This is a genomic window from Streptomyces sp. CNH189 (assembly GCF_000527195.1).
This window is the reverse complement of sequence record NZ_AZUS01000024.1, coordinates 17,371-43,054: the sequence shown is the minus strand read 5'-3', so window position 1 is coordinate 43,054 and position 25,684 is coordinate 17,371. Positions and strand designations below refer to the sequence as shown.

At 73.2% G+C, this 25,684-nt stretch carries 31 protein-coding genes and 2 pseudogenes; 19 read left to right on the top strand and 14 right to left on the bottom strand.

Going from position 1 to position 25,684, the window contains the following annotated elements; translation table 11 throughout:
• Positions 1 to 12 precede the first annotated feature (12 nt).
• Both B100_RS34360 and B100_RS0128110 read right to left on the bottom strand, forming a co-directional pair.
• Positions 13 to 1,008, bottom strand: a complete 996-nt coding sequence (locus B100_RS34360; protein ID WP_024887737.1) for an alpha/beta hydrolase — start codon at positions 1,006 to 1,008, stop codon at positions 13 to 15.
• Positions 993 to 1,823: an alpha/beta fold hydrolase gene (locus B100_RS0128110; protein WP_024887736.1), complete on the bottom strand. Its 831-nt coding sequence runs from the start codon at positions 1,821 to 1,823 to the stop codon at positions 993 to 995. Before B100_RS0128110 ends, B100_RS34360 begins: the two co-directional genes overlap by 16 nt.
• Before the next feature lie 233 nt (positions 1,824 to 2,056).
• Between B100_RS0128110 and B100_RS0128105 the strand changes: the two genes are divergently transcribed.
• Entirely contained in the window at positions 2,057 to 2,659 is a 603-nt protein-coding gene (locus B100_RS0128105) for a DUF998 domain-containing protein (RefSeq protein ID WP_024887735.1), read from the top strand.
• Positions 2,660 to 2,742: 83 nt separating this feature from the next.
• Here the strand turns inward: B100_RS0128105 and B100_RS0128100 are convergent, their stop codons facing one another.
• The 3 genes from B100_RS0128100 to B100_RS0128090 all read right to left on the bottom strand — a co-directional run bounded on the left by B100_RS0128100 (position 2,743) and on the right by B100_RS0128090 (position 4,858).
• The gene (locus tag B100_RS0128100; RefSeq protein WP_024887734.1) at positions 2,743 to 4,068 is read right to left on the bottom strand and encodes a hypothetical protein; all 1,326 of its coding nucleotides are present in this window, start codon (positions 4,066 to 4,068) and stop codon (positions 2,743 to 2,745) included.
• A 33-nt stretch (positions 4,069 to 4,101) separates the two neighbouring features.
• Positions 4,102 to 4,368, bottom strand: a complete 267-nt coding sequence (locus B100_RS35920) for an MmyB family transcriptional regulator (protein WP_024887733.1) — start codon at positions 4,366 to 4,368, stop codon at positions 4,102 to 4,104.
• Between the two features lie 274 nt (positions 4,369 to 4,642).
• A complete protein-coding gene (locus tag B100_RS0128090) occupies positions 4,643 to 4,858 on the bottom strand; it encodes a hypothetical protein (protein WP_024887732.1) in 216 nt (71 codons plus the stop codon).
• Between the two features lie 199 nt (positions 4,859 to 5,057).
• Between B100_RS0128090 and B100_RS0128085 the strand changes: the two genes are divergently transcribed.
• The 6 genes and pseudogenes from B100_RS0128085 (at position 5,058) to B100_RS0128060 (ending at position 10,152) form a co-directional block, all read left to right on the top strand.
• The gene (locus B100_RS0128085; protein ID WP_024887731.1) at positions 5,058 to 6,242 is read left to right on the top strand and encodes an NAD(P)/FAD-dependent oxidoreductase; all 1,185 of its coding nucleotides are present in this window, start codon (positions 5,058 to 5,060) and stop codon (positions 6,240 to 6,242) included.
• Between the two features lie 63 nt (positions 6,243 to 6,305).
• Positions 6,306 to 6,524: a hypothetical protein gene (locus tag B100_RS0128080; RefSeq protein ID WP_024887730.1), complete on the top strand. Its 219-nt coding sequence runs from the start codon at positions 6,306 to 6,308 to the stop codon at positions 6,522 to 6,524.
• 75 nt (positions 6,525 to 6,599) lie between these two features.
• Positions 6,600 to 7,112, top strand: a pseudogene (locus B100_RS34355) (NUDIX domain-containing protein).
• A gap of 123 nt (positions 7,113 to 7,235) precedes the next feature.
• Positions 7,236 to 8,150, top strand: a complete 915-nt coding sequence (locus tag B100_RS0128070) for a DMT family transporter (RefSeq protein WP_037723648.1) — start codon at positions 7,236 to 7,238, stop codon at positions 8,148 to 8,150.
• A gap of 231 nt (positions 8,151 to 8,381) precedes the next feature.
• Positions 8,382 to 9,053 carry a hypothetical protein gene (locus B100_RS0128065; protein WP_024887728.1) on the top strand — a complete coding sequence of 224 codons (672 nt, stop codon included), beginning with the start codon at positions 8,382 to 8,384 and terminating at the stop codon, positions 9,051 to 9,053.
• A 67-nt stretch (positions 9,054 to 9,120) separates the two neighbouring features.
• Complete coding sequence (locus B100_RS0128060) at positions 9,121 to 10,152, top strand: P1 family peptidase (RefSeq protein ID WP_024887727.1); 1,032 nt, start codon at positions 9,121 to 9,123, stop codon at positions 10,150 to 10,152.
• Here the strand turns inward: B100_RS0128060 and B100_RS0128055 are convergent, their stop codons facing one another.
• Both B100_RS0128055 and B100_RS0128050 read right to left on the bottom strand, forming a co-directional pair.
• Positions 10,153 to 10,977, bottom strand: a complete 825-nt coding sequence (locus tag B100_RS0128055) for a class I SAM-dependent methyltransferase (RefSeq protein WP_024887726.1) — start codon at positions 10,975 to 10,977, stop codon at positions 10,153 to 10,155.
• A 12-nt stretch (positions 10,978 to 10,989) separates the two neighbouring features.
• The gene (locus B100_RS0128050; protein ID WP_024887725.1) at positions 10,990 to 11,850 is read right to left on the bottom strand and encodes a hypothetical protein; all 861 of its coding nucleotides are present in this window, start codon (positions 11,848 to 11,850) and stop codon (positions 10,990 to 10,992) included.
• A 254-nt stretch (positions 11,851 to 12,104) separates the two neighbouring features.
• Between B100_RS0128050 and B100_RS0128045 the strand changes: the two genes are divergently transcribed.
• Positions 12,105 to 13,619: an MFS transporter gene (locus B100_RS0128045; protein WP_024887724.1), complete on the top strand. Its 1,515-nt coding sequence runs from the start codon at positions 12,105 to 12,107 to the stop codon at positions 13,617 to 13,619.
• 76 nt (positions 13,620 to 13,695) lie between these two features.
• On the opposite strand, the gene B100_RS0128040 is transcribed toward B100_RS0128045, so the two are convergent.
• Entirely contained in the window at positions 13,696 to 14,313 is a 618-nt protein-coding gene (locus B100_RS0128040; protein WP_024887723.1) for a TOPRIM nucleotidyl transferase/hydrolase domain-containing protein, read from the bottom strand.
• 255 nt (positions 14,314 to 14,568) lie between these two features.
• Here B100_RS0128040 and B100_RS0128035 point away from each other — a divergent pair, with 255 nt between their 5' ends.
• The 6 genes from B100_RS0128035 (at position 14,569) to B100_RS0128010 (ending at position 17,727) form a co-directional block, all read left to right on the top strand.
• Positions 14,569 to 15,258 (top strand): DJ-1/PfpI family protein, encoded by a 690-nt coding sequence (locus B100_RS0128035; RefSeq protein WP_024887722.1) that lies wholly within the window; start codon positions 14,569 to 14,571, stop codon positions 15,256 to 15,258.
• A 70-nt stretch (positions 15,259 to 15,328) separates the two neighbouring features.
• Positions 15,329 to 15,673 carry a hypothetical protein gene (locus B100_RS0128030; protein WP_024887721.1) on the top strand — a complete coding sequence of 115 codons (345 nt, stop codon included), beginning with the start codon at positions 15,329 to 15,331 and terminating at the stop codon, positions 15,671 to 15,673.
• A gap of 82 nt (positions 15,674 to 15,755) precedes the next feature.
• The gene (rpmG, locus tag B100_RS0128025) at positions 15,756 to 15,920 is read left to right on the top strand and encodes a 50S ribosomal protein L33 (protein WP_024887720.1); all 165 of its coding nucleotides are present in this window, start codon (positions 15,756 to 15,758) and stop codon (positions 15,918 to 15,920) included.
• Between the two features lie 53 nt (positions 15,921 to 15,973).
• On the top strand, positions 15,974 to 16,231 hold the full coding sequence (locus B100_RS0128020) for a type B 50S ribosomal protein L31 (protein WP_024887719.1): 258 nt from the start codon (positions 15,974 to 15,976) through the stop codon (positions 16,229 to 16,231).
• Positions 16,232 to 16,274: 43 nt separating this feature from the next.
• A complete protein-coding gene (ykgO, locus tag B100_RS0128015) occupies positions 16,275 to 16,397 on the top strand; it encodes a type B 50S ribosomal protein L36 (RefSeq protein ID WP_006130958.1) in 123 nt (40 codons plus the stop codon).
• A gap of 265 nt (positions 16,398 to 16,662) precedes the next feature.
• Positions 16,663 to 17,727 carry an NAD(+)/NADH kinase gene (locus B100_RS0128010; protein ID WP_024887718.1) on the top strand — a complete coding sequence of 355 codons (1,065 nt, stop codon included), beginning with the start codon at positions 16,663 to 16,665 and terminating at the stop codon, positions 17,725 to 17,727.
• Between the two features lie 19 nt (positions 17,728 to 17,746).
• On the opposite strand, the gene B100_RS0128005 is transcribed toward B100_RS0128010, so the two are convergent.
• Positions 17,747 to 18,169 (bottom strand): DUF6003 family protein, encoded by a 423-nt coding sequence (locus tag B100_RS0128005; protein ID WP_024887717.1) that lies wholly within the window; start codon positions 18,167 to 18,169, stop codon positions 17,747 to 17,749.
• A gap of 170 nt (positions 18,170 to 18,339) precedes the next feature.
• On the opposite strand from B100_RS0128005, the gene B100_RS0128000 reads away from it, so the two are divergent.
• A complete protein-coding gene (locus tag B100_RS0128000) occupies positions 18,340 to 18,552 on the top strand; it encodes a hypothetical protein (RefSeq protein ID WP_024887716.1) in 213 nt (70 codons plus the stop codon).
• A gap of 107 nt (positions 18,553 to 18,659) precedes the next feature.
• Positions 18,660 to 19,130 (top strand): hypothetical protein, encoded by a 471-nt coding sequence (locus B100_RS0127995; protein WP_024887715.1) that lies wholly within the window; start codon positions 18,660 to 18,662, stop codon positions 19,128 to 19,130.
• Positions 19,131 to 19,235: 105 nt separating this feature from the next.
• Here B100_RS0127995 and B100_RS0127990 read toward each other — a convergent pair whose 3' ends face one another.
• The gene (locus tag B100_RS0127990) at positions 19,236 to 19,643 is read right to left on the bottom strand and encodes a DUF4190 domain-containing protein (RefSeq protein ID WP_024887714.1); all 408 of its coding nucleotides are present in this window, start codon (positions 19,641 to 19,643) and stop codon (positions 19,236 to 19,238) included.
• A gap of 248 nt (positions 19,644 to 19,891) precedes the next feature.
• A pseudogene (locus tag B100_RS34350) lies at positions 19,892 to 20,654 on the bottom strand (SDR family oxidoreductase).
• Between the two features lie 143 nt (positions 20,655 to 20,797).
• Here B100_RS34350 and B100_RS0127980 point away from each other — a divergent pair.
• Together B100_RS0127980 and B100_RS0127975 are read left to right on the top strand one after the other, a co-directional pair.
• Positions 20,798 to 21,661: an MmyB family transcriptional regulator gene (locus B100_RS0127980; protein WP_024887713.1), complete on the top strand. Its 864-nt coding sequence runs from the start codon at positions 20,798 to 20,800 to the stop codon at positions 21,659 to 21,661.
• On the top strand, positions 21,639 to 23,132 hold the full coding sequence (locus B100_RS0127975) for a glucoamylase family protein (protein WP_024887712.1): 1,494 nt from the start codon (positions 21,639 to 21,641) through the stop codon (positions 23,130 to 23,132). The genes B100_RS0127980 and B100_RS0127975 overlap by 23 nt, the downstream gene beginning before the upstream one ends.
• 39 nt (positions 23,133 to 23,171) lie before the next feature.
• On the opposite strand, the gene B100_RS0127970 is transcribed toward B100_RS0127975, so the two are convergent.
• The 3 genes from B100_RS0127970 to B100_RS0127960 form a co-directional block, all read right to left on the bottom strand.
• Positions 23,172 to 23,474, bottom strand: a complete 303-nt coding sequence (locus tag B100_RS0127970; RefSeq protein WP_024887711.1) for a muconolactone Delta-isomerase family protein — start codon at positions 23,472 to 23,474, stop codon at positions 23,172 to 23,174.
• A 74-nt stretch (positions 23,475 to 23,548) separates the two neighbouring features.
• Positions 23,549 to 23,911, bottom strand: a complete 363-nt coding sequence (locus B100_RS0127965) for an SgcJ/EcaC family oxidoreductase (RefSeq protein WP_024887710.1) — start codon at positions 23,909 to 23,911, stop codon at positions 23,549 to 23,551.
• 140 nt (positions 23,912 to 24,051) lie between these two features.
• Positions 24,052 to 24,765, bottom strand: coding sequence for an SDR family oxidoreductase (locus tag B100_RS0127960; protein WP_024887709.1), 714 nt, complete (start codon positions 24,763 to 24,765; stop codon positions 24,052 to 24,054).
• A 228-nt stretch (positions 24,766 to 24,993) separates the two neighbouring features.
• Between B100_RS0127960 and wrbA the strand changes: the two genes are divergently transcribed.
• Positions 24,994 to 25,623, top strand: a complete 630-nt coding sequence (gene wrbA, locus B100_RS0127955; RefSeq protein WP_024887708.1) for an NAD(P)H:quinone oxidoreductase — start codon at positions 24,994 to 24,996, stop codon at positions 25,621 to 25,623.
• Positions 25,624 to 25,684: the final 61 nt, after the last annotated feature.

Here is a 25,684-nt window from a genome sequence, read left to right as displayed (position 1 = left end):
GCCCGACGGACCTCAACTCACGGCGCCCAGGCGCTCGTCGACCAGGGAGAACACCTCCGCCTGAGCGGCGGGAGCGAGCGCCGTCGCCAGCCACAGCAGGTGGAAGGCTCCCCGTAGCCGCCGCACCCGTACGTCCACCCCGGCGGCGGCCATGTCGCGGGCGTACCGCTCGCCCTCGTCGTGCAGGGGGTCGAGACCTCCGGTGATCACGGTGGCGGGCGGCAGCCCGCGCAGGTCCGTCGCCAGCCCCGGCGCCGCCCGGGGGTCGCCCCGGTCGGCGGCGTCGGGCACATAGCACTCGGTGTACCAGTCCAGCAGCTCGCCGGTGAGGTAGTACCCCTGCGCCAGGTCGCGCCTGCTGGCGGTGTCGACGTACGGCGGGAACGCGGTGAGCGGGGTGATGAGCACCTGGTGCGCGAGATACGGCGCGCCGCGCGTGCGCGACGACTGGGCCACCACCGCGGCCAGCGTGGCCCCCGCGCTGTCACCGGCCACCGACAGGTGCCCCTCGTCGATCCCGAAGTCCCCCGCGTGCGCGGCGACATGACGCGTCGCCGCCTCGGCGTCCTCCACGGCGGCCGGGAACGGGTGCTCCGGCGCCAGCCGGTAGTCCACGGCGACGACCACGTGCCCCGTCGCGTCGGCCAGGGCGCACAGCGCGCCGTGGTGGCTGTCCGGTCCGCCAACCACGAACCCGCCGCCGTGCAGGTACACGAGACCGGCGCCCGGCGTACGGGCGGGACGGGGCCGGTAGACGCGCAGGGCGAGCGGGCCGGCCGGGCCGGGGACGGTCGCGGGGGTCACCGTGACCGTGTCCGGCGCCGGCCCCGCCAGTGCGGGCACGGTCCGGTCGGCACGCGCCGCGGCGGCGTCGGCGGGCCGGCGGCCGCTCCCGCCGCCGGCCGCCATCGCCGCGAGGACGGCGTGCGTCCGCTCCGTGTAGTCGGCGGCGGACAGTTCCACGTCCGCCGCCGAGGGGTCGCTCCCGCCGTCTACGACGTGAGCCATTCCAGGATGTCCCGGTTCAGCTCGTCGGGGTACACCGACAGCATGCCGTGGGGGTAGCCCTCGTACCTCTTGAGGATCCCGTTCTTCAGCAGCTTCACCGACAGGGGCCCCGCGTCGTCGTAGGGGACGACCTGGTCGTCGGTGCCGTGCATGACGAGCACCGGGACGTCGATCTTCTTCAGATCCTCGGTGAAGTCGGTCTCCGAGAAGGCCTTGATGCACTCGTAGTGCGCGTTGGCCGCCCCCGTCATACCCTGCCGCCACCAGTTGTCGATCAGCCCCTGGGTGACCTTGGCGCCCGGCCGGTTGAAGCCGTAGAACGGGCCCGACGCCACCTCGATGTAGAACTGGGAGCGGTTGGCCGCGAGGGAGGAGCGGAACCCGTCGAAGACGTCGATCGGCGTGCCGCCCGGGTTGCTGTCCGACTTGACCATGACCGGCGGCACCGCGCTCACGAGCACGGCCCGGCCCACCCGGCCCGGCTCGGCACGCGCCACGTACCGCGCGACCTCGCCACCGCCGGTGGAGTGCCCGATGTGCACGGCGTCCCGCAGGTCCAGGGCGTCGGCCAGCGCCGCGACGTCGGCGGCGTAGGTGTCCATCTCGTGGCCGTCCGCCGTCTGCTCGGAGCGGCCGTGGCCGCGCCGGTCGTGCGCGATCACCCGGTAGCCCCGCGCCAGGAAGAACAGCATCTGGGCGTCCCAGTCGTCGGCACTGAGCGGCCAGCCGTGGTGGAAGACGATGGGCCGGCCGTCGCGTGGGCCCCAGTCCTTGTGGAAGATGGTCGTCCCGTCAGATGTCGTCACCGTGCCCATGGGTGTTCCTCCGCGTGATGGTGCTGAGGTGGCCGGATCGTGCGGAATCCCGACGTACGGCAGGCACGCGGGGCGGATTCCGGCGACCGGAGGGACTGCATCCGGGGCCTGGGGGCCGCGGCCGAATGCACGGCAATCACCTTACGCCGAAGTCGCGAACCGCTCATCTCGGAGCATTTCCGGTATGAGAACTAGCGGTCGTTGGGTGACGTTTTGTTCCCTATTCTGGTCCAATGCTGCTTGTTCCGAGGTGGGTTCTGCTCTCGTCGGGGTTCGCGCCGTTGCTGCTGATCGCGGGCTGGGTGATCGCGGCGGCGCTCGAGGGATCCGCCTACGACCCCGAGACCCAGACGATCAGCGTCCTGGCCGCTTACGGCGCCTCGGGTTCCTGGGTGATGACGGGGGCGTTCATCGCCCTGGGCGTGTGTCATCTGCTGACCGCGTGGGGGCTGCGCGCGGCCGCCGCGGCGGGGCGGGTGGCGCTGGCCGGCGGGGGAGTGGCCGCGCTGGCCGTCGCTCTGGTGCCCGCGCCGAGCAGCGGGGGTTCGATGGGCCACGGATCCGTGGCCGTCGCGGGCTTCGTGCTGCTGGCCCTGTGGCCGGTCCTGGCCGCCGACGGCCGCGGCACCGCCCCATGGGCGCTGCGCCCCACCCCCTGCCTCGCGGTGACGGCGCTGATGGTCGTCGGCGCGGCGTGGTTCCTGATCGAGATGCAGCGGCACGGCATGGCGGGCGTCGCCGAACGCGTGGTGACCGCCGTTCAGTCGCTCTGGCCCTTCGTGGTCGTCACCTCGTGCCTCCGCCACCGCACGGACCGCGAGCGGTCGACGGCGTGACGGGCGGCCTGCGTGCACCTCCCGGCGAGGCGGCGGCGTCGGGCGCCGCCGACCGGGAGTCCGACGGCCGGCTCGCCCGTCCGTCACATGAACCGCGAACTCCGCACCGGACCGCTCGACCGTACCCCGTCCCGGTCACCCCGCAGCCACGTGTCCCGCACAGCCGAGACGAAGCCGGCGAGCCGTTCGACCGGGTCCGCGGGGGTCGCCCCGTCACCCTCGTCGGGCTCGGGACCGGCACCCACGACGTCCGCGGCGATCTCCTCCTCCGGGCGCCCGTCCGGCTCACCCTCCTCCACGCCGCCGTCCGCGCTCTGCCGCAGACCCGCGGCCCACGGCGCCACGACCGACTGGTGCAGGAACGTCACGCTGTCCGCGGCGACCGGCGGCGGGTCGGTCCAGCAGCTCGCGTGCTCGTGCAGCACCTGCCCCGGCGCCCGGTGCGCCAACTGCTCCAGCACGGCCGGACCCTGCGGGTGGCCGGCGGTCGCGCGGAGGTCGTGAGCCACGACGACGGTGTCCCGCCGTGCCGCGTCGAAGGGCTCCGCGGGCAGGTCCAGCAGCTCCGCGGCGGCCAGTCCCAGGATCCGGCTGTCGCGGTCCGGCAGCAGCGACACCGAGCGGGCCCGCACCCCGGCCGCGTCGAGCACCGCCCGCAGGCGCGACAGACCGAGCAGGCACTGCCCGTGGGTGTCCTGGGTCCAGGCGTACCGGCCGGCCATCCCCGCGTCGAACCCGTACGGGGACAGCGTGCCGAGCACCGTGCCGCCCATCACGTACTGCCAGCCGCGCAGGTCCGTGCCGTCCAAGGGGCCCGCCTTCTCCGCGCCGGCGGCGCGCGCGAGCATGCGGTTCTGCCGGTCGTGCGCCCCCAGCCAGAGGTCGTCGTCCGGCGCGGGCAGCAGCGCGTGCTGACGCCGCGCCTGTGCCACGTCACCGGCCAGGAGGGCGTTGTGCACCAGCAGATAGCGGTCCGGCCAGTCGGCGAGGCCCTCCTCGTGCGCGAGCAGCGCGTCGGCGGCCTCCCGGTGCCGGCTCTCGTCCTCGTACGCCGACACCAGTTCGTGCAGCACCGCGGTAGACCCCCGTGTCAGGCGCAGCGCCTCGCGGAGGGCGGGGACCGCCAGGTAGGGCACCCCGCGCTCGACGCACGCGTACCCGTAGTCGTAGAGGGCCTGGGGCCGGTCCGGGTGCGCGGCCAGCGTGGAGGCGGCCGTCCGCAGGTCGTCGAACCCGGCCGCCCGGGCGGCGCGTCCGACGACGCGGGCGACCTCCGCGAGGGGTGCCGTGCCGGCCTGCCGGAGCCGGCGGAGCGCGCCCGGCACGTCGCCGGAGTCGAGGCACTCCCAGGCTTCGGCGAGGTCGGGGGAGGAGGGGCGGCGGTCGCTTCGCGAGAAACGGGAGAACATGGACGGCATCCTGTCCGCCGTCCGCCACCACGCTCAACCGGATTTGCGGGCGGGGGCGTTGACCGGCACCTGTCCGCCGGGCCGCTGGTTGCGGGACTGCGGGACTGCGGGACTGCGGGACTGCAGTGGGCCCACGCGGGGACGCGGCAGGGTCTTGCGGTCCGCGCGCCGGACCGCGACCTCGTGCTCCGCCCAGAGCGCCCGGAAGTCCGCGCCGGCGGCCCGCAGCCGCTCGACGAGTCCGGCGACCGCGGGGTCACCCGCCCGGCGTCCGGCGGCCGCACGCAGGCCGGCCACCATGCTGCGGGCGGCGTGCTCCTGGTCCTCCGGAGGGCATACGGCTCGGACCGGCTCGCGGAGGCGCTGCCCGCGCCGGACCTGGACTTCACCCGCGGACGACCGGCACCCGTTCAATGCCCCGCCCCCAGACCGGACATGAGGTGCCGGTGAACGTGCCGGAGGTGAGGGTCGAGCGGCAAGCCACCGGCCGGGCCGGACGGCGGCTCCCACCCCGCCCCCAGGCGTACGACACGGCGGCTCCCACCCCACCCCCAGGCGTACGACAGGGCGGCCCCTACCCCGCCTCCAGACGCAGGACGCGGCGGGCCGCCTCGGCCTCGGCGGCCGGCGGGGAGAGCTCGTCCAGCGTGTCGAGTTCGGTGTCGTCCGCCAACTCCCGTTCCCAGGCGTCCGCGAGCCGCTGCTGGTCCTCGCGCGGTTTCGTACCGATGGCCTCCCGGTGCTCCGGGTCCAGGGCCGTGAGGAAACGCTCGACCGAGTCCGTGGGCATGCCGTACTCCTTCTCCATCGGGAAGGCGCCGCTCGGTCCAGGGAGGGCCGGCGCCGCCCGGAACGGCCGCCCGACACGGCCTGCCACCACCATGATGGCCCCTCACGCCACGGGACCGCCACTTGCCGCACCTATCGAAATTCGATAGCTTCCCATCGTCATTCGATCGACGTGCAGTTGCCGTCCCTGGAGTGTTCCGATGCCCTCAGCCGTCCCCGCCTCCCGCCCGTCCCTCACCGGCACGGCCCGTACCGACGTCCTGATCGTCGGCGCCGGGCTGGCCGGGCTGCACCTCGCCACGCTGCTCGCCCGGCGGGGCCACGAGGTGCTCCTGGTGGACCGGCGCACCACCCTGGCCGGCGCGATCCGCACCACCGGGATCTTCGTGCGCAAGACCCTCGAGGACTTCCCGCTGCCCGAGGAGCACCTCGGACCGCCGATCCGGCGCATGCTGCTCTACCCGCCCGGCATGCGCCGCCCCGTCGACCTGGTCAGCGACCGGGACGAGTTCCGGGTGGGCGACATGGCCGGGCTCTACCAGGCCTCCGCCGAGGCCGCCGTCCGCGCCGGCGTGCGCCTCGCGCTGGGCACCCGCTACGGCGGACGGCGGGACGGCGTCTGCCACCTGAGCGGCCGGGAGGGGCCGCTCCAGGTCCGCGCGCGCCACGTCGTCGGCGCCGACGGCGCCCGGTCCAGCGTCGCCCGCGACCTCGGCCTCGACCGCAACCGCCACTTGCTGATCGGGGCCGAGGAGGTCTTCCCGGTGTCCCCGAACGGCGAACCGCCCGCGTTCCACTGCGTGCTCGACCCCCGGTTCGCCCCCGGATACCTGGCGTGGGTGGTCAACGACGGGCAGCACGCCCACGTCGGCGTCGCCGGCTACGCCGACCGCTTCCCCGACGGGATGCGCCGGGCCATGCGGCGCTTCGTCGCCCGCGCGCCCGGACTGGACGGCGTGCGGCGGACCGGGACCGTCGAGCGGCGCGGCGGACCGATCCCTGTCGGCGGTGTGCTGCGCCGCATCGGCTGCGCGGACGGCCTGCTCGTGGGGGACGCGGCGGGCGCGGTCTCACCGCTCACCGCCGGCGGCCTCGACCCCTGCCTGCGGCTGTCGGAGCTGGCCGCCGAGGTCCTCGACGACGCCCTGCGCACCGGGACCCCGCACGCGCTGACCCACTACAGCGGAGCCGCGCTGCGCTCCCGTTTCCGCGGACGGCTGGCGCTGCGCACCGGGCTCGCCCACATACGGACTCCGGCCGCCACCACCGCGGCGTTCACCCTGTTGCGCACACCCCCGGGCCGGGCCGCAGCGCGCCGAATCCTTTTCGGAGACGGTTCCTTCCCAGGTCAGCCCGTCCCCCGGCCGAGCCTGGCGAGCGGCTGACCCCGTCCCGGCCGGCCGGCCGTGCCGCATGCGCGCCCCTGCCGCCCCGGGCACGCTGGATCCATGGCGAGCGACCTGCCCATCGTGATCTACCCGCCCGCTGACGACGGTGGCCGCCGTGTCCGCGCGGGCCCGCACTTCCTGGGCATGGCCTACGGGCTCCTGGACGTCGTGGAGTTCCTGCGCCTGGCGGGGATGGAGGACGTCGACGACGCCTTCATGCGGCAGTCCCCGCATGTCGAATGGCGCGGCGGCGGCCCGGACGCCTGGCACTACGAATGACGGGCGCCGTCGACCCACCCGGGCGACCGGTCCGGTGACGGTCCCGGTGCCGGACGCCTCCGGCACGATGGGGCCATGACGGAGATGGTGGAACGGGTGGACGAGGACGATCGGGTCGCCGGCCTCGTCAGCAGAAGCGAGGCGATACGCCGGCGGTGGCTGCACCGCGTGGCGACGGTCGTCTGCCGGGACACGCGGGGGCGGATCCTCGTCCACCGCAGGCCGGACGGCATGGCGCGGTTCCGGGGCGGCCTCAACTGGATGCTCGGGGGCGCGGCGGAGCCCGGCGAGACCTACGAGGAGGCCGCGGCCCGGGAACTGGCGTAGGAACTCGGCGTGCGGGCGCGCCCGGCCCTCGTTCTCACGTTCCGGTGCGCGGGCGCGATCAGCCCGTACCGGCTCGGGCTGCACGAGGTCGTGGTGACCGGTTCCGTCACCCCCGACCCCCGGGAGATCGCCTGGTACGACTGGCTGACGGAGCCCCGGCCCGCCAAGCTGGTGCGGGACGAGAGGTTCGTCCCCGACGCCCGCGAGGCCTACGCCAGCTGGACGGACCTCCGCCGGAGCGGCCCGGCCCCCGCCGGCTGAGACCACCGGAACGAGCGCCCCTCACCCGGGGCGCACGGCCCCTCCGCGCCACGTCCGCGTTCGCGTGCCGTCGGCCGGGCGGTCACCATGGCAGTGACCGTCTCGTCGTCGCGGAGGGTGGACATGTTGGTGCCGGTCCTGTTCGCCCTGGGCGCCGCGCTCAGCAACGCCTTCGCGACCGTGCTCCAGCGGAAGGCCGCCCTGACCGTGCCGCGGTCCGACACGCTCCGGGTCGGACTGATCCTCGACCTGCTGCGCCGCCCCGTGTGGCTTCTCGGCATCGTCGCCGTCGTCATCGCAGGCGTCTGCCAGGCCGTCGCACTCGGCACCGGACCGATCACGGTCGTCCAGCCTCTCTTCGTCCTGGAACTGCCGCTCGCTCTCGTCATCGCCACCGTGGTGCTGCGCGGAAGCCTGTCCCGGACCGGCTGGGCGGCCGTCTGCACGGTCGTGGCGGGCCTCGCGGTCCTGCTGTTCGCGGCCTCGCCCGAGGGAAACCGCACCCAGGTGCCGATGACCCACTGGGTTCCCGCCCTGGCTGTGAGCGCCGCCGCCATGGCCGCGCTCGTGCTCGCCGCGCTTCGCCGCCCCGAGGGCCGCGGTCGCGCCGCCTGCTTCGGGCTGGCCGCCGCGATCGGATACGCCATGACGGCCGCGCTGATGAAGGCCTCGGTGCACACCCTCGACGAAGGGGGCGCGAGCGCTTTCTTCACCGCCTGGCAGACGTACGGGTTCGCCCTGTTCGGTGTGTGCGCGCTGTTCCTCCTCGAGAACGCGATGCAGTCCGGCCCCCTCGTCGCCTCACAGCCGGCCCTCACCCTCGGCGACGCCGGCGTGAGCCTCGCGCTCGGCATCACCGTCTTCGCCGAGTCCGTCCGCACCGGCTGGTGGCTGGTGCCGCAGATCCTCGGCGCCGCCCTGATCGCCGCGGGCGTGCTGGCGCTGTCGCGCCTGCCCTTGGCGCAGGCGCTGACGAGTGAGGACAAGGAGCAGTCGGGGGAGGGCACGGCGGCGGACGCGGGGACGCCCGCGCCCTGAGACCGGCCGTGTGACCACCGTTCGTTATCATCACCGGCGACGCCGAGGCCGGTCAGCGGTGCCGCCGTCCTGACCCGGACGGCGAGGCGCGCCGCGCGACGCACGGCGAGCTTCGAACGCTTCACGGACGTCGTCACCCGTCCGTACCCGAACGAGTCGCGGCCCTGGCCGCCGCGGCCCAGGGCGCGAAGGTGAGAGAGATGCCCACGCCGCGACGGCAGGAGCCCTGACATGACGCGCAGATCGAAGCGGAGCGAGACGGCGAACCGGCTCGGCGTCCGAGCCGAGGCGGGTGAGTGGTGCTGGATCGGGGAGATCCCGCGGCCTCCGGCAGACATCCTCGAAGCCGCGGGCAATCCGCCGACGCGGCCGGCCCGGCGGTCCCCACTGGCCATGGCGGGAACCGTTCTCGGCGCGCCGTTCCTCCCGATCCTCTGGCTGCTGATGCTGCTGGCCCGGGCGGAGGAGGCGGTGGAGCGTGCCCTCGACTCGAAGGAGGAGAGGGAGCGGCACCGGGTCAAGAAGGAAGACGAGAAGCGCAGGGACGCGGCTGTGGAACAGCGCGGCCTGGACAACGTCTTCGACGGCGACTGGCACCGTGCCGCCGGCCAGTTCCTCCTACGCTGGTACAGCCACTCGGCCCATCATGAGCGGCTGCTGTTCGCCGGCCCGGACGGCATCGTGTTCGCAGCCCCGCCCAAGCGGGTCGGCGTGGGACGCGACAAGCGCGCCCAGGCCGTCGCGCGGCTGTCCCCCGAGGAGGCCACGCTGGAGGACCCCTTCGGCGGCGAGTTCGAGACCCGGATCATGCTGATCCGCTTCCGCGACGGCTCCTGGGTACGTGTGGACACGGAGGGAGCTCGCAGCGAACTCCACATGTACGCCCTGCGCACCACATCGTGAGCCCTCGTCCGACAAGCCAGGAGCGCCGCACCGCGCCGCGCGCGAACCCTGTGTACGGTCTCGCCCCATGAACCCGTCCGCGACCCCCCGCCCCCGCGCCCGTGACCTCGGCATCGTCGTCGGGCCCACCCCCACCGGCCCCCTCAACGCCCTCACCGACGTACCGGGAGTCCGCGTCGGGCACGCCACCGTCCGGCCGCGCCCCGACGTGCACAGCGGGGTGACCGCCGTCGTGCCGGACGGTGTGCGGCCGGGGGCGCCGGTTCCTGCCGGTGTGTTCGTGGGGAACGGGTACGGAAAGCTCATCGGCTCCACCCAGCTCGCCGAACTCGGCGAGCTGGAGACCCCTGTGCTGCTCACCTCCACCCTGTCCGCGTTCCGGGTGGCCGACGCCCTGGTCGGCTGGATGCTGGAACAGCCGGGCTGCGAGGGGGTGTTGAGTCTCAATCCCGTCGTGGGGGAGTGCAACGACGGTCATCTGTCCGACATCCGGAGCCGGCCCGTGCGCGAGGAGCATGTGCGGGCCGCGCTCGACGGAGCGTCCGCGGGCCCCGTGGCCGAGGGGTGTGTCGGGGCCGGGACCGGTACGGTCGCCCTGGGGTTCAAGGCCGGCATCGGGACGTCCTCACGTACGCCGGAAGTGGTCGACCGCCGCTTCACCGTCGGCGCCCTCGTCCAGGCGAACTTCGGCGGCACCCTGCGTGTCCTCGGGCGCACCCTCGACGGCTCAGGACCGGCTTCCGAGACCGGCTCCTGCATGATCGTCGTGGCGACGGACGCCCCGCTCGACGCCCGGCAGCTCACCCGTGTCGCGCGGCGCGCGGTGTTCGCCCTCGGCCGGACCGGCGCCGCATACAGCCACGGCAGCGGCGACTACGCGATCGCCTTCACCACCCGCCCCGGCGCGGCGCCCCCGGTTGCCGACGACACCCTGAGCCCGCTGTTCGAAGCGGTCCTCGACGCGGTCGAAGAGGCCGTGCTCAACTCCTTGCTCGCCGCCACGACCATCACCGGCCACGGCGGCCGTACCGTGCCCGCCCTCCCCGTCGACCGCCTGCTCACCGCCCTCGCCGACGCGCCCGACGCCGAAGGCCACTGATCACGGGCGGCGCCCCCAGACCGTCGCCATCCCCGGGCCCAGCTCGGCCAGGTCGGGCGACTCCAGGTACGCCAGCGCCTCCTCCACCGCCCGGGCGTCGACGAGGCCGGACGCCTCCAGCTCCGCCCGCATCCGGCGCCAGGTCCCGGACCAGAACCGGGCCGCCGGCCCGCCCGGGACCAGCGGCGGGCAGAACACCTCCGCGCCGACCTCGCGCAGCCCCTCCTCGCGCAGATAACGGGGATACGCCGGCACCTCGGTGAGGTCGGTGCCGATCGTCGTGCGCAGCGCCGCCCACATGGCGTCCATGGTGCGCCGGTAGGCGGAGGACCCATCAAGGGTGTCCGGCAGCTCCACCGCGTCGCCGAGCACCAGCACCCCGCCCGGGTTGAGCAGACCGGCCAGCCGGGAGACGAGCCGGCGCCGCCCGGGCAGATGCATCAGCACGAACCGCGCGTGGACGAGGTCGAAGGTGCCGGGGTCCACGTCCTCGTCGGTGACGTCCGCGGTGAGCACCCGCAGCCCCGGCAGACCGAGGGCGGCCAGCGACCGGGTGTCCCGGTCCAGGGCGACGACCTCCGCGACCCCGGCCCGCTCCAGCAGCCACCGTGCGACGGTCCCCGTGCCCGCCCCCACCTCCAGGCACCGCAGGCCCGGACCCGCGCCCAGCTCCCGCAGCAGGCGCGTGGTGACCGGGTCGTACACCAGCGCGGCGTCGTCGATGCGCTCCGACTCCCGTGGGTCCTCCGGCGTGAACAGCTCCCGCCCGTACCGGCCCGCGCCCCCGCCGGCCGCGCCGTCCGGGGGCCCCGCCGGATCCGTCACCGGACGCCCCGGTCAGTTGATGCCGCTGGGCGTGGGCGACGGGGTGCGGCCCGCGAGCACTTCCTGGAGCCGCTCGGTGCCCTGCTCCACGGCGGCCGAGGTGGTGTCGTGGTCGGCGCCGTCGAGACCGCCGTTGGTGACCGTGATCGCGTCCGCGCCGATCTGCACGGCGGCGACGTCCAGGCTCAAGGTGACGGGGTTGCCGCCGCTCTCGCCTTTCACGGTCACCGTCAGTCCCTGCCGCTTGTCGCCGACCTTGGGCATCGACGTCTCGATGATCTGCACGGTGCGCTCGCCGGCGTCGCCGCCGGTCAGCGTGAACTGGTCACAGGTGTCCGGGAGCGAGCTCAGCCACTGCATGGAGTCGTCCAGGTCGGCCCTGTCGTACGCGGCGACCTGGTACAGCAGCCGCGAGTCGCCCTGCTCGAACCCGGTGAGCGCCGACGCACCGGACGGGCGGCCGAGCAGCGTCTCGTCGAACAGCGCGTCGACCAGGCGCTGGCAGTCGGCCGTGTCGCCCTTGCCGTCGACGAACGCGGCCACATCGACGCTGCCCACGAGCAGTGAGTCCCGCCACTCCTGCGGGTTTCGCACCTGCGTCCAGTCGTCCTCGATGTCCGCCGGGGTGATCAGCGCGTTCCGGGCGCCCGCCTCGCTGAGGTCCGACGCGGGCGAGGAGGTGGCGGGTGACGAGGCCGCCGGTGAGGTGGTCTGCGCGGCGAGGCCCCGCTCGGCGATCGTCGACGAGGTGTCCGCCTCGGACGACGCGCTGCTGTCCGAGCCGGAACAGGCCGCCGTCGCGAGCAGCGTGCCGACGGCCAGGGCGGCGGCCAGGACGCGCGCCGGCCGGGCGAGCGGGCGAGGGGTGGTCACGAGTGCCTCCTGAGGAACGGGACGGACGCCCGGCGCCGCAGGGGCACCGGGCACGCTTTCCCCCCGGCCTCCCACCGCACCACCGCTCCGCCCGGGTGACCAGCGCAGCGGAGGCATACAGGTGACGGCACAGGGAAGACGGGCCCGTGGCCCCCGCCGGCGGCGCCCCGACCAGGGCGGCGATCACCCCGACGGGCGCCCACCCACGGCGTTCGGTCATGAACGCTGATAAGTTCCCGAAGCAACGTTTTGTCCTGGAAAGGAACGTAGCCACGTCCTCCACCGACAACGGCCCGACGCCGTCCACCGAGGCGGCCAGGCGCCATCCGACCCTGTTCCGTGCCGTCCGCCGCCGGCGCAATCCGCCGCTGCGCCGGTCGGACATCACGGTGACGGACGAACGTGTGGTCAAGCGCGCGGTCAAGGCCGCCTCGCTCGGCAACGCCATGGAATGGTTCGACTTCGGCATCTACGCCTACCTGGCCGGCACCATCGGCCGGGTCTTCTTCCCCTCCGGGAGCGAGACGGCGCAGTTGCTGTCGTCCTTCGCCACCTTCGCCGTCGCCTTCCTGGTGCGGCCGCTGGGCGGCATGGTCTTCGGACCGATGGGGGACAAGGTCGGCCGCAAGAAGGTCCTCGCGCTGACGATGATCCTCATGGCCATCGGCACCGCGGCGATCGGCATGCTCCCGACGTACGCGGCGGTCGGCTTCTGGGCACCGCTGCTGCTGATCCTCTTCCGGTTGCTCCAGGGCTTCTCCACCGGCGGCGAGTACGGCGGTGCCTCCACCTTCATCGCGGAGTACGCCCCCGACCGGCGGCGCGGCTACTTCGGCAGCTTCCTGGAACTGGGCACGCTGGCCGGCTACACCGGCGCGGCCACCCTGGTCGTGGCGCTCACCGCCTGGCTCGGTTCCGACACCATGGACGCGTGGGGCTGGCGCATCCCGTTCCTGGTCGCCGGACCGCTGGGCATCGTCGGCATCTACCTGCGGCTGAAGCTGGACGACACCCCCGCCTACCTGAAGCTGGGGGAGGGAAACGTCCGCGCCTCCGAGGCGGCGGACCAGGTCGAGACCACGGCCCGGGGCGACCTGGCCAAGATTTTCCAGCGGCACTGGCGGCCCCTGGTGCTGTGCATCGCCCTGGTCGGCGCGTACAACATCACCGACTACATGCTGCTGTCGTACATGCCGACGTACCTGTCCGACGAGCTGCACTACAAGGAGTCGCACGGGCTGCTGATCCTGGTCGGCACCATGGTGGTGCTGATGCTGATCATCAACCAGGTCGGCCGGCTCAACGACCGCTACGGGCGCAAGCCGCTGCTGATGACCGGCATGCTGGGCTTCCTCCTGCTCTCCGCGCCGGCGTTCCTGCTGGTGCAGCAGGGCAGTCTGCTCGCGGTCTCGGCCGGCATGCTGATGCTCGGCCTGTCCCTGGTCTGCCTGCTGGGCACCATGTCGGCCGCGCTGCCCGCCATGTTCCCGACGTCCGTGCGCTACGGCTCCTTGTCGGTCGGCTACAACCTGTCGGCGTCGCTGTTCGGCGGTACCACCCCGCTGGTCATCACCGCGCTGATCGGCGTGACCGGCTCCCAGATGATGCCCGCGTACTACGCGATGGCGGCCGCCCTGGTCGGTGTGATCGCGGTGGCCTGCATGAAGGAGACGGCCCAGCAGCCGCTGGAGGGGTCGCCCCCGTCGGTGCAGAGCGAGGCGGAGGCCGCGGAGATCGTGCAGGCGCAGGCGCCGACACCCAAGTTCTGAACGGCCGGACCGGCACACGCGTGAGGGGCGGGCACCGCGCGGCGCCCGCCCCTCACGCGTGTCCCCTTCCCGCCCGTCAGAGCCCGGCGAGCAGCCTGTCCAGGGGCTCCGGCATGCGCTCCCCGCCCAGTGCCTCGACCAGCACTCGGCCGTAGCGGATCTTGCGGCCCTTCTTGGTGCCGAGGAAGCGGCGGAGCTGCTGCTCGGGCGGCCGGCCACGCTGGGCGGGCTGGCTCAGGAAGGTCCGCAGGGCGCGGAACTCGCCCTGCTCCCGCACCAGCTCGGTCACCCGCTCGGCACCGAGGGCACGGATCAGCTCGTCCTCCAGGTCCGCCGCGCAGACGAAGACGCCGTCGCTTCCGGCGTCGGCCCGCTCCCAGCCCCGCGTGTAGTAGCCGAGTTCCCGCTCGTCGCAGAGCCCCGTCAGGCGCAGGCCCAGTCCGCGCGGGCCCAGCAGCGCGGAGAACCGCCCGACGTTCATCGCGCCGCCCATCGGCAGCACGCAGACGCCCTCCGCCGCCAGGTCCCGGCCGTGACGCGCGGCCAGCGCGCCGACCGCGGCTTCGTCACTGAGCCCCTCCAGCAGGACGACGGTACGGACGGACAGCCGCCCGGCGAACTCGCGCACCGGGTCACCGGGCCCGCCGGCCGCCCACGCGGTCGTCGCGTCCCGGAACGCGTTCATGTCACTCATGAGCACGAGTCTTCGCCGATGCGGGCGAGGGCGGTAGTGATTTACGCCTCGCGGTCACGACACCGCGGCCCGGTCAGGCGCGGCGGGCGGACGTGCGCCCGCACGCACGGCGGGCGAGGGGAGCGGCCGGGGGCGTCGGCGTTGGCGGGAACCCGTCGGAGACTGGCACGTGCCCCCATGGGAGCCCGCCCGACGGCTCGTTAGCTTCGGTGACGTCCGCCGAGTACGGACATCCCCACCGAAGGAAGACACCGTATGCACGCGCAGATCGTCCTGTTCGACGGCTTCGACCCGCTCGACGTCGTCGCACCCTACGAGGTCCTGTACGCGGGCGGCACCGCGTCCGACGGCGCGCTCACGGTCGAGCTGGTCACCGCCGAAGGCCCGCGCGAGGTGGTCGGCGGCACCGGCGCTCTCACCCTGCGGGCCACCGGCACGCTCGACCCCCGCACCGCCGACCTGATCGTGGTCCCGGGCGCCTCGGGCCGGGTCGGTGAGCCCGGCGAGGTGCCCGACGTCGAGGCGGGGGAGGGGGAGTGGCGGCAGGACGAGTTCATCCCCGTCCTGCTGGGCCGCGCCCTCACCACCACCCTGCCGGCGCTGCTCAAGGAGGCGCTGGACGACCCGGCCGTGACCATCGCCACGGTGTGCGGCGGCTCGCTCGTCCCGGCCATGGCCGGCCTGCTGGAGGGCCGCCACGCCACCACCCACCACCTCGGCCTCGACATGCTCGACGCGACCGGCGTCCACACGGTGCGGGCCCGGATCGTCGACGACGGCGGCCTGGTCAGCGGCGCCGGCGTCACCTCGGGCCTCGACCTGGGTCTCTACCTGCTCGAACGGGAACTGGGCCCGCGCATCGCGCACGCCGTCGAGACGCTCTTCGCCCACGAGCGCCGCGGCACCGTCTGGCGCGCCACGGGCCCCGCCCCGGCCGCGCTGTGACGTACGGCCCCGCCTCATCCGTCATCCCTCCCGCCCGTCCGCCCGTCTGCCTGTCAGGAGCCCCCCGCGCATGACCGCCGACCCCGCCCGGACCACCACCGTCGAAGGTGTCTGGGACCTGACCATCGCCACCCCGATCGGCCGGATCAAGGCCGCCGTCACGTTCCGGAGGGAGGACGACGCCCTGGTCGGTGTCGCGTCCGGGGCCGGTGAGGACGTACCGCTCCGGGGCATCGCGGTCGACGGCGCCCAGGTCACCTGGAAGCAGTCCGTCACCAAGCCCCTCCGGCTGAACCTCGCCTTCACCGTCCACGTCGAAGGCGACACCCTGGAGGGCACCTCCCGCGCCGGCCGCCTGCCCGCCTCGAAGGTCACCGGGACGCGCCGTACGACACCGGCGCGGGTCGTGGAATAGGGGACCGGGGGGCGCTGTTACACCTGCTGCCTGACATGCGCGAGTCACTCGACTCGGGCGATGACGGCGGAAGGAGCACCTCATGGCACGCAGCACGGCACGCCCGATCGTCAAGCTGAAGTCCACGGCCGGCACGGGCGTCACCTACGTGACGCGGAAGAACCGTCTGAACGACCCCGACCGTCTGGTCCTGCGCAAGTACGACGCGGTCGCCGGCGAGCACGTCCTCTTCCGCGAGGAACGCTGACCCACCCTGTCTCCGCCGCCCCCGGCGGCGGAGGCCGCGAGAAAGGACACCCCATGAGGCACGGCATCCACCCCGTCTCCCGCCCGGTCGTCTTCCGGGACCGCGCGGCAGGGTTCCAGTTCCTGAGCCGCTCCACCCTCGACTCGGACAGGACGGTCGAGTGGGAGGACGGCACGACGTACCCGGTCGTCGACGTGGAGATCTCGTCGGCGAGCCACCCGTTCCACACCGGCACGGCACGCGTCCTCGACACCGCGGGACGCATGGAGCGCTTCGAGCGGCGCTACGGCACCGCTTCAGCCCGCCGCTGACCGGTTCCCGGCCCTGTCCGGGGTGTCTCACCAGGAGTTCGTGATGAAGGTACGCAAGTCCCTGCGCTCGTTGAAGGCCAAGCCCGGCGCCCAGGTGGTGCGCCGCCGGGGCGTGACCTTCGTGATCAACAAGAAGGACCCGCGCTTCAAGGCCCGCCAGGGCTGACGAGCCGCAGGCACCACGACGTCCGGACGGCCCGGCACCGCACTGCGCGGTGCCGGGCCGTCCCGCGTGGGTGAGGCCTGGGTGAGGCCCTCCCGCCGCACGGCGGGGGCCTCCCGGTGCGGCACTCCCGCCGCACGGCCAGGATGGAGGGACGTCGCGCACCGCCCGGGGAGCGCCGACGGCGACCGGGACCACCGGCCTCGGGCGAGGGCGACCCGGCAGGCGCTGCCGCCCGCCGGGGCGGAACGGCAGCCTGGAGGCGGAGATGACGGTGAACCGGGTCGGCATGGTCGTGCACGGCGGACGCCCCGAGGCGGTGGAGGCGGCCGGCACCGTCCGGGCGTGGTGCCTGGAGCACGGCATCGCCTGCAAGGACATCGACGTCTGGGACGACGGCGGACGGCACAGCGCCCGCGAGGAGGTGGCGGCCGCGGGCGACCCGGACCTGGTGGTCACCCTCGGCGGCGACGGCACCTTCCTGCGCGGCGCCCGTCTGGCCGCCGCCGCGGACACCCTGGTCCTCGGCGTCGACCTGGGCAGGGTGGGCTTCCTGACGGAGGTGCCCACGACCGAGGTGCGCACCGCGCTGGACGCCGTGCACGAGGGCCGGCTGGAGATCGAGCAGCGCCTGCTGCTGACCATGCGTGCCTCCCGGCGCCTGGAGGTCCCCGCGGACATCGAGGCGCTCATGCGGTACGGCCGCGGCCCGCTGCTGCCGCCGACCAGCGTGCGGCCCGACTGCGAGACGAGCGGGGAGTGGGGCGTCCCGCTGGACGTGGCCGCCCTCAACGACGTCGTCCTGGAGAAGCTCGCCCGGGACCGCCAGATCTCGGTCGGTGTCTACATCTCGGGCAGGCTGCTCGCCTCGTACTCCGCGGACGCGCTGCTCGTGGCGACCCCGACCGGCTCGACGGCGTACAGCTTCGCCGCCGGGGGGTCGGTCGTCTCCCCGCGCGCGGAGGTGCTGGTGTTCACGCCGGTCGCGCCGCACATGACGTTCAACCGCTCGGTGGTCGCCGCGCCGGACGAGCCGATCGGGCTGCGGGTGCTCGAACGCTCCGGGCGCGCCGCCGTCAGCGTCGACGGCCAGGTCCGCGGCGTCATCGGCCCCGGCGACTGGATCGGCGTGTACGCGGCTCCCCGTAGGCTGCGCGCGGTACGCCTCGGCCCGATGGACTTCTACGGCCGGCTGCGTGAACGCATGAACCTCACCGACGCGCCCGCCGCGGTGGCCGACGGCACGCCCGCGCCCCTGTGGCCCGTGACCACCCCGCCCCCCAGGGACCTGGCCCACCTGGCCATGCCCCAGACCCCGGTCGCCCAGCCGTGACCGGGCGTGGGCCGGGGGCTCAGTGGACGAGCCCCTTGACGGTCGTGAGGTCCTCGCCGGTCAGCTCCGCGATCCGGTGCGCCGGCACTCCGGCCGCCACGGCACGGGCGAGCAGCGCCTCGCGGCCCTCCGCGCACGAGCGGTAGGCAAGGAGCTCCTCCTCCATCCGGGCGACGTCGTGCGGCGCGTTGAGCTGCCGTACACGGCTCAGCTCCTGGTCGCCGAGGGGCACGGGCAGCCGCTCGGCACCCTCCGGGACGGCTGAGGTCTCCTCCGGCGGCAGCAGCCGCAGTCCGGGCGTGGTCACGGCGACGCCCTGAGCCTCCAGCCACGCCCGCACGGCCGGCGTGTCCAGGAAGGCGGCGTCCTGCACGGCGGCGAGCGGCACCCCCAGCGACACGGCGGGGTCGTCGAACAGCACGAGATAGGCGTCGTCGGTCATCGTCGTTTCCTCCTGTGGGGACATGTGGTCCCACGTGGTCCCACTCCGGTGTCCGGTGGACCCCCTCTACCCCCCAACGGCCGATCCACGACAGGGCGTCACCCGCAAGGCGGCGGGTACGCGCACGGCAGGGCCGCGCCCGGAGTCGGCCGATGACGAAGGGGTCGCACATGCCCTACGTGGGATGGTCGCTCGAACAACGCGCGGCGCTGAAGGGACGGGTGCTGTTCGTCAACGTGTTCGCCGTTGCCGGAGCGCTCCTGTCGCTCTTCCTGATCGCCGGCGACAACACGGGCGGCTGGGTCGTCCTCGGTATGACGGCATGCATGTACGGGGCGCTCCAGTTGCTGACGGGCCGCCTCAGGAGGCGCCAACCACGGTGAGTGGGGGCGGTGTTGACCTGTGTGGACCACCGCCCTTCGTTCATGTCGTCCGGCTCCGCCGTGCGACGATTCCTCGGCATGGCGGAGCTACGGACGAGGACAGGGTGATGGAGCACGTCGAACTCGAGGGGCGGACAGGTGAGTTGTCCGGCTTCCTGGACCCGGCCCGCTACCTGAGCTCCCTGCCTTCGATCGTTGGTGATTTGCCCCCAGGGGCCCGCGCCTTCGCCACCGACCCGGATCACTACGACTTCCGCAGCCGGCGTTGTGTGAAGGACCTGACCATTCGTGCCGTCCGGGGAGCGGGCACCGAGGAGCTGGAGGTCGAGTTCCGGCACAACTGCTGGAAGCACGACGAGGACTTGGTCATCCGCTACGCGGGGGTGTCGAGCTTTCTCATCGATTCCGCCGCGGCGGATCAAGCCCCGGGGACGGAACTCGGCGCTGTGATGCTCGACGAGATCCTCCCGCACGAGGACGGCTGCGCCCACGAGATCGCCTGCTGGGACGGAACCCTCACCATCGTCTGCCGCGACCTACGGGCGACGTGGACGGAAGCCGTCTGTCCAGACGCGTGAGTTCCAGAAGTGCGTGACCTGCCGCGAACATGTCGCCGTACGGCGGACATGGACAGAGGTGGGGCGCGGCATCCTCGCCACGCCCCACCCCCAGCCTCGTCACTGCTACCGGTTGTCGACCTCCCGGTCGAAGTCCCGCGCGCAGTCCTGCCGGTCGCTCTGGCTGTTCGCGTGCTCGATGCAGTCCTGGTAGTCCTTGAACTCGTCGCTGTTGATCACGGCCACACCCATGGCCAGAAGCACCGACGACACCACCAGGGTCAGCCCGCCGAGCACCGCGCCGATGACGGACATGGTCCCGTTCGTGGCCACACCTCGTCTGCTGCGCCGGAAGCCCAGCACACCGAAGATCAGGGCCAGCACACCCAGCGCGATGCCGCCGATCGCGGTCCAGAACAGCAGGGCACCCACGATGCCCAGCACCAGCGCCGCGATACCGAATCCGTTGCGACGCTCACCCGCGCCGACCGCCTGCTGAGGCCCCGCCCCGTGGTGTCCTTGTGTCGAAGTCATCCGCGTGTCCTCCGGTGTGAGGGGTCATCAGTTGGTTCCGCCCGGTCCGTGTGCCCTGACGGCCCGCTCGCATTCCGCCCGGCGTCGCGGGAGCCGTGTCCGGGGGCACAACCGAGCAGCGCCTCGTGACCGGGCGCGCTGCCGTCCGGTACGGAAGCGGCGGTGGCCGGCACTACGCCGGCCACCGCCACTCGCTTCCCCCGCCGAGCCCCCCGGCCGAGAACCGCCGAGAACCGCCGAGACCGCGCTCAGCCCCGGCGCCCCGGCAGGCCGGCCAGGGCCTTGGAGCGCTGGGCGACCAGCTCGTCGTAGGTGCCGTCCCGCTCGGCCCAGCGGTGCTCCCGGACGCCCTCGACGAGGATCTCGCGGGGCGTCGGCTCCTGCGCGAGGAGATCCATGACCTCCGTGGCGAAGTCGTCCAGCGGCAGCGCGTGCGGGTTCACCTTCTCCTGTCCGCCCGTCGCGACGGCCGGCGGCACCAGCTCGACGACGTCGACCCCCGTCCCGGCGAGCTGCGCGCGCAGCGCCTCCGAGTAGGCGTGCACCCCGGCCTTCGAGGCGGCGTAGCCCGGCATCGGCGGGAACGGCAGGAACGCGATGCCGGAGGTGACGGTGATGAAGGCGCCGGCACCCCGCCCGATCAGCTGCGGGGTGAACGCGTCGACGACCCGGATCGTGCCCAGCAGGTTGGTGTCGATCGTCGTCGCCGTCGCCTCGAAGTGCGCGGGGTCGCGCAGGTCCTCCATCAGCATGACGCCCGCCATCGTCACCACGGTGTCCAGTCCGGGGTACCGGGCGAGCACGGCGTCCCGCGCCGACGCGACGGAGGAGCCGTCGGTGACGTCGATGCGCACCGTCCCGAAGCCTTCCTTCTCCAGCCGTGCGAGGGCGTCCTCGCTGCGGCAAGCCGACGACCACGGTGCTGCCGGCCGCGGCGAACCGACGCGCCAGCTCCTGCCCGATGCCCGAGGTCCCACCGGCGATGAAAACGGTGTGGTCGGAGAGTTTCACGAGATCGTCCCTTCGTAAACGACGTGCTTCCACGTTCTCGACCACGAGCCTCCATCGCGTCCCGTGCGCGCGGCAGAGCCCTCGTTGTCCCTGGTCCTGACAGGGCCCCCTCTGCGCCGCGCCCACCGCACTACGGTGGGCCCATGAAGGACGACGCTTCCGGCAACCGGCTCGGCAGTTACCTTCGTGCCCGGCGAGAGCTGGTCACCCCGAAGCAGGCGGGCCTCCCGCCCGGCGGCAACCGGCGCGTGCCCGGTCTGCGCCGTGAGGAAGTCGCCCTGCTCGCCGGCATCAGCCCCGACTACTACCTGCGCCTGGAGCGGGGCCGCGACAAGAACCCCTCACCGCAGGTCCTCATGTCCCTCGCCCGCGTCCTGCAGCTCGACGAGGTCGAACGCACCTATCTCCTCGGCCTCGCCTCCGCCCGCCCCAGGGCGCCCCGCCGTAAGCGGCCCGAGCACGTCCCCGCGCGCGCCCACCAGCTGCTCGCGCACCTCCAGATCCCCGCCTTCGTGGAGGGACGCGCCTTCGACGTCCTGGCGTCCAATCCCATGGCCGTCGCGCTCTCACCGCGTCTGCGCCCCGGCCGGAACAGGCTGCGCGATCTCCTCCTCGATCCCGAGGAGCGCGCCTTCCACCAGGACTGGCCCCAGGCGACCGCGATCGCCGTCGCCACCCTCCGCACCACCATCGGAGACGACACCGACCACCCCCGCTTCGTCGAACTCGTCGGCGAACTCGCCCTCACCAGCGAACGGTTCCGCACCCTCTGGGCCCGCCACGACGTCCGTCCGCTCGACGGAGGCGCCACGATCGTCCATCACCCCGTCGTCGGCGACCTGCGCCTCCATCGCGACAAACTGCCGCTGGAGGACGTCATCCTCGTCGTCTACTACCCCGACAGGAACAGCGACAGCGACGAGAAGCTGCGCCTCCTCTCCTCGTTCGAGGACACCGGATCCGCCGACACGCCGGAGAGCGGACGTGAGGACGCCCGGCATCCGTAGCCACGCTCCCCGCGGCGGGCGTCGACGTCGACAGAGCGAGAAGGCAGCAAGGCGACCCGGACTTGCGGCCACGTTCCTCACCACCGCCACCCTCGCCGCCGCGGCCTCCGCGACCGCCCCCGCCCACCCCGCCGCGGCAGCCGGCGGCACCGGCACCGGGCGTGCCCCGCTCGGCACCTGGTTCGAGGCCACCCACCGCTCCCTCGACGCGATGACCACCGACTTCGGTCTCACCGCCGACAAGATGGACATCAGCGGCACGGGCACCCCCGTCCTGTCCGCGCAGACCTCGCCCACCAACATCGGCTGCGGCCTGTGGACCACCGTCGCCGCCGCCGGACTCGGCGTCATCGACGCCGACACCCTGCACCGCCGCCTGACCCGCACCCTCACCGCCCTCGAAGGGCTGGAGCGCGCCCACGGCTTCTGGCTCAACTGGTACGACGCGCACGACGGTTCCCTGCTGACGACCTGGCCGGAGACCGGCGACCCGGTGCGCCCCTTCCTGTCCAGCGTCGACAACGCCTGGCTGGTCACCGGCCTGATGATCGCCGCCGCCGCCGACCCGTCGCTGCGCCCCCGCGTCGCCCGGCTGCTGGAGGACGCCGACTGGTCGTACTTCTACACGCCCTACGACCCGGCCGACCCGGTCGCGGGACCCGGCCAGCTCCGTGGCGGCTACTGGCCCGACAAGCCCGGCAAGGGCGAACCGACCGGCCACCACTACGGTGCCCTCAACACCGAGCCGCGCATGGCGAGTTACCTCGGCATCGCCGACGGCTCCCTCCCGCCGGAGCACTACTGGCACGTCTTCCGCACCCTCCTGCCCGGCATGGGACAGGAGCAGGAACCCGAGGGCGCCTGGGTCACGATCGACGGCGTCCGCCTGTGGCAGGGCCACTACACCCACCGCGGCCGGAAGCTCGTCCCCACCTGGGGCGGGTCCATGTTCGAGGCGCTGATGGTGCCGCTGTTCGTCCCGGAGCCCGACTGGTCCCCGCACTCCTGGGGCACCTCGCACCACCGCTACGTCCGCGGCCAGATCGACCACGGCCTGAAGGAGGCCGGCTACGGCTACTGGGGCTTCTCGCCCGCCAACATCCCCGCCGGCGGGTACAGCGAGTACGGCGTCGACGCCCTCGGCATGCAGGAGGAGGGCTACACCTCCAAGGGCGTGGTCACCCCGCACGCCTCCTTTCTCGCCCTGCCCTACGAGCCGGCCGCGGCCGTCGCCAACCTCACTGCCCTGGACCGGGACTTCGGCGCGTACGACGACCGCTACGGCTTCCGTGACTCGGTCGACACCGCGACCGGCCGGGTGAGCGACTACGTCCTCGCCCTGGATCAGGGCATGGTCGCAGCCGCCCTGGCCCAGCAGTTGCGGCCCGGCCTGCTGCAACGGCCGTTCCGCACGGGCGGCTTCCGCTCCCGCGTCCGCCCCCTGCTGGCGAAGGAGCGGTTCAGCATCTGAGCCGCGCCCGCCGGAGGGGCACAAGGCCGCGGGCTCGGGTCAGGCGGAGGTGCCGGCACCGCCGGGGTCGTTGGGATGTGGCTCCAGCTCCGTGACGACCGCGGTCATCCACGGCCACAGGGGCAGCGTGCCGAGCACCTCCTCCCGCAGCGCCGCCTCGTCGGCAGCACGCCACAGGCCGATGCTGCGCTTCTCCCCGACGGGCCGCCACAGCCGCGCCAGGTTCCCGGTGGCCGTGAGCTCACGGGCGCGTACCGCCTCCCGCGCACGGACCCGGTCCACCTCGGCCGGGTCCGTGCCCTCGGGGACGGTGGTGGTGAGCTCCACGAGAAACTCCCGCATGTCGTTCTCCGATCCTGTGACGAGGGCCCCGGACCTGTCCGGGTGCCCGTGCGATGTGGGTCCCCGTTGCCGTCTCAGTCGCCGGCGGCGATCCGGGAGACGTGGTACTGGCGGATCCTCCAGCCGTCGTCATGCCGCAGGACCAGCGACAGGTGGACCTTCGCCTCCCAGCCCGACGGCGCGCTGAAGGTGACGTCCGCGAAGCCGCCGGCGACCCGCTCACCGATCGTGTAGGTGTGCAGGACCGTGACGTCGGCGCGCCGGTCCTCGGCCACCGCCTCGTAGTACGCCCGTACCGCGTCGCGGCCGGCGACCACCTCGGGGCCGAACCCCTGGAACAGGGCGTCGGGGGTGAACAGCTCCGCCATCGTGTCCGGCCGGTGGGAGTCGAAGGCGGCCTTCCAGCGGTCGAGGACGTCGTGCATGGGGTCGGTCATGGCCGTGCTCCTTGGGTGTGCGCCGGGCGCGATGTCGCCGGTGCTCGAGGTGTGTTCCCGCCCCGGCCACGCGCGTCCCTCCGCCATCGGGGCGGACGCCCGCACGGGCCGGAGCGGCCGGGAGGAGGTCCGGGGCCGGCTCAGCCACCGGCGGCCTGTCCGCCGTCCACATGGAGTACCGCGCCGGTGACGAAGGGCGCGTTCTCCAGGTAGACGACGGCGTCGGCGATGTCGCGGGCCTGACCCATGCGCCCCAGGGGGTGCAGGGCGGCGAGTTCGTCGTGCTGGTCCTCCGCGTGCATCGGCGTCGCGATGGTGCCCAGGGAGACCGCGTTGGAACGGATGCCTCGGGAGGCGTACTCGATGGCCAGGGCCTTGGTGGCGGCCTGGAGCCCGCCCTTGGACAGGGACGCCAGGACGGAGGGGACCGCGGCGCGGGGGTGGTCCACGAGGCTGGTCGTGATCTGGACGACGTGGCCGCCGCCCTGCTCCAGCATCCGGGGGACGGCGAGACGGGTCATGTGGAAGAAGCCGGCGACGTTCACGCCCATCACCGTGTCGAAGTCGTCCTGGGTGAAGTCGGTGAACGGCTTGGAGACGAACACCCCCGCGTTGTTGACGAGCGTGTCGATCCGCCCGAACCGCTCCAGGCCGGCGGCGACGACCCGTTCGGCGGTCGCGCGCTCGGCGATGTCTCCCTGAACGGTGATCACGCCGGGGTCCCGCGATGCGCCGATCGTGCGCGACGTGGCGACGACGGCGTGACCGAGTGCGCGGTAGGCGCCCACCAACTCGGCGCCGATGCCTTGCGACGCGCCGGTGATGACGGCGACCTTCTGTCCCTGAGTACTCATGTGGTCGTCCCTTGACGAGAGAGGGGTGACGGTCGGCGGACCGGCTGCGTACCACAGTAGACGACCGGTCTAGTGGAGGCAATCGACGGGGGTCGGGGATGTCGTGAGGTGGCCGACACGCTGCCGGATTGACGGTTGTAGACCGGTCGTCTACTTTCGGGACTGTTGACCGGTCGGCCGGCGTTCTCGCAGCACCGGCCGCCATCCCCGAAACGGAGATCACCCCCCATGTCCGCATCAGTGAACGTCGCCATCGTGTACTACTCCTCCACCGGCACCGTCGCCGAGATCGCCAAGGAGTTGAGGGACGCCGCCGTCAAGGCCGGCGCCGAGGTGCGTCTCGCCAAGGCCCCGGAGCTCGCCCCCTGGGAGGCCATCCAGTCGAACCCGGCGTGGGCCGCCCACCATGCCGCCACGTCCGACATACCGGAGGCGTCCGTGGACGACATCGAGTGGGCCGACGTCGTGCTGTTCGGCACGGCGACCCGGTTCGGCAATCTGTCCGCCCAGCTCAAGCAGTTCATGGACACCCTCGGGGGCCTGTGGGCGCAGGGCAAGCTGGCCGACAAGGTCTACAGCGGCTTCACCTCCTCCGCCACCGAGCACGCCGGTCAGGAGACGACGCTGCAGGCGCTCTACACCTCTGTCCACCACTTCGGAGGGCTCGTCGTCGCCCCCGGCTTCACCGACCCGGTGAAGTTCGTGGACGGCAATCCGTACGGCACCTCCCACGTCGACGGACAGGGCACCCGCCCCGTCGGTGAGACGACCCGTGCCGCGGCACGCCACCAGGCGGAACGCGTCGTCGGCATCGCCCGTCGACTGAAGGCGGCCGAGGATCTCGGCGTCGCGGCCTGACGCCCCTGGGGGCGGTGGCCCTTCTCACCACGTCCACTAGTCGAATGGTCGTATACTTCCA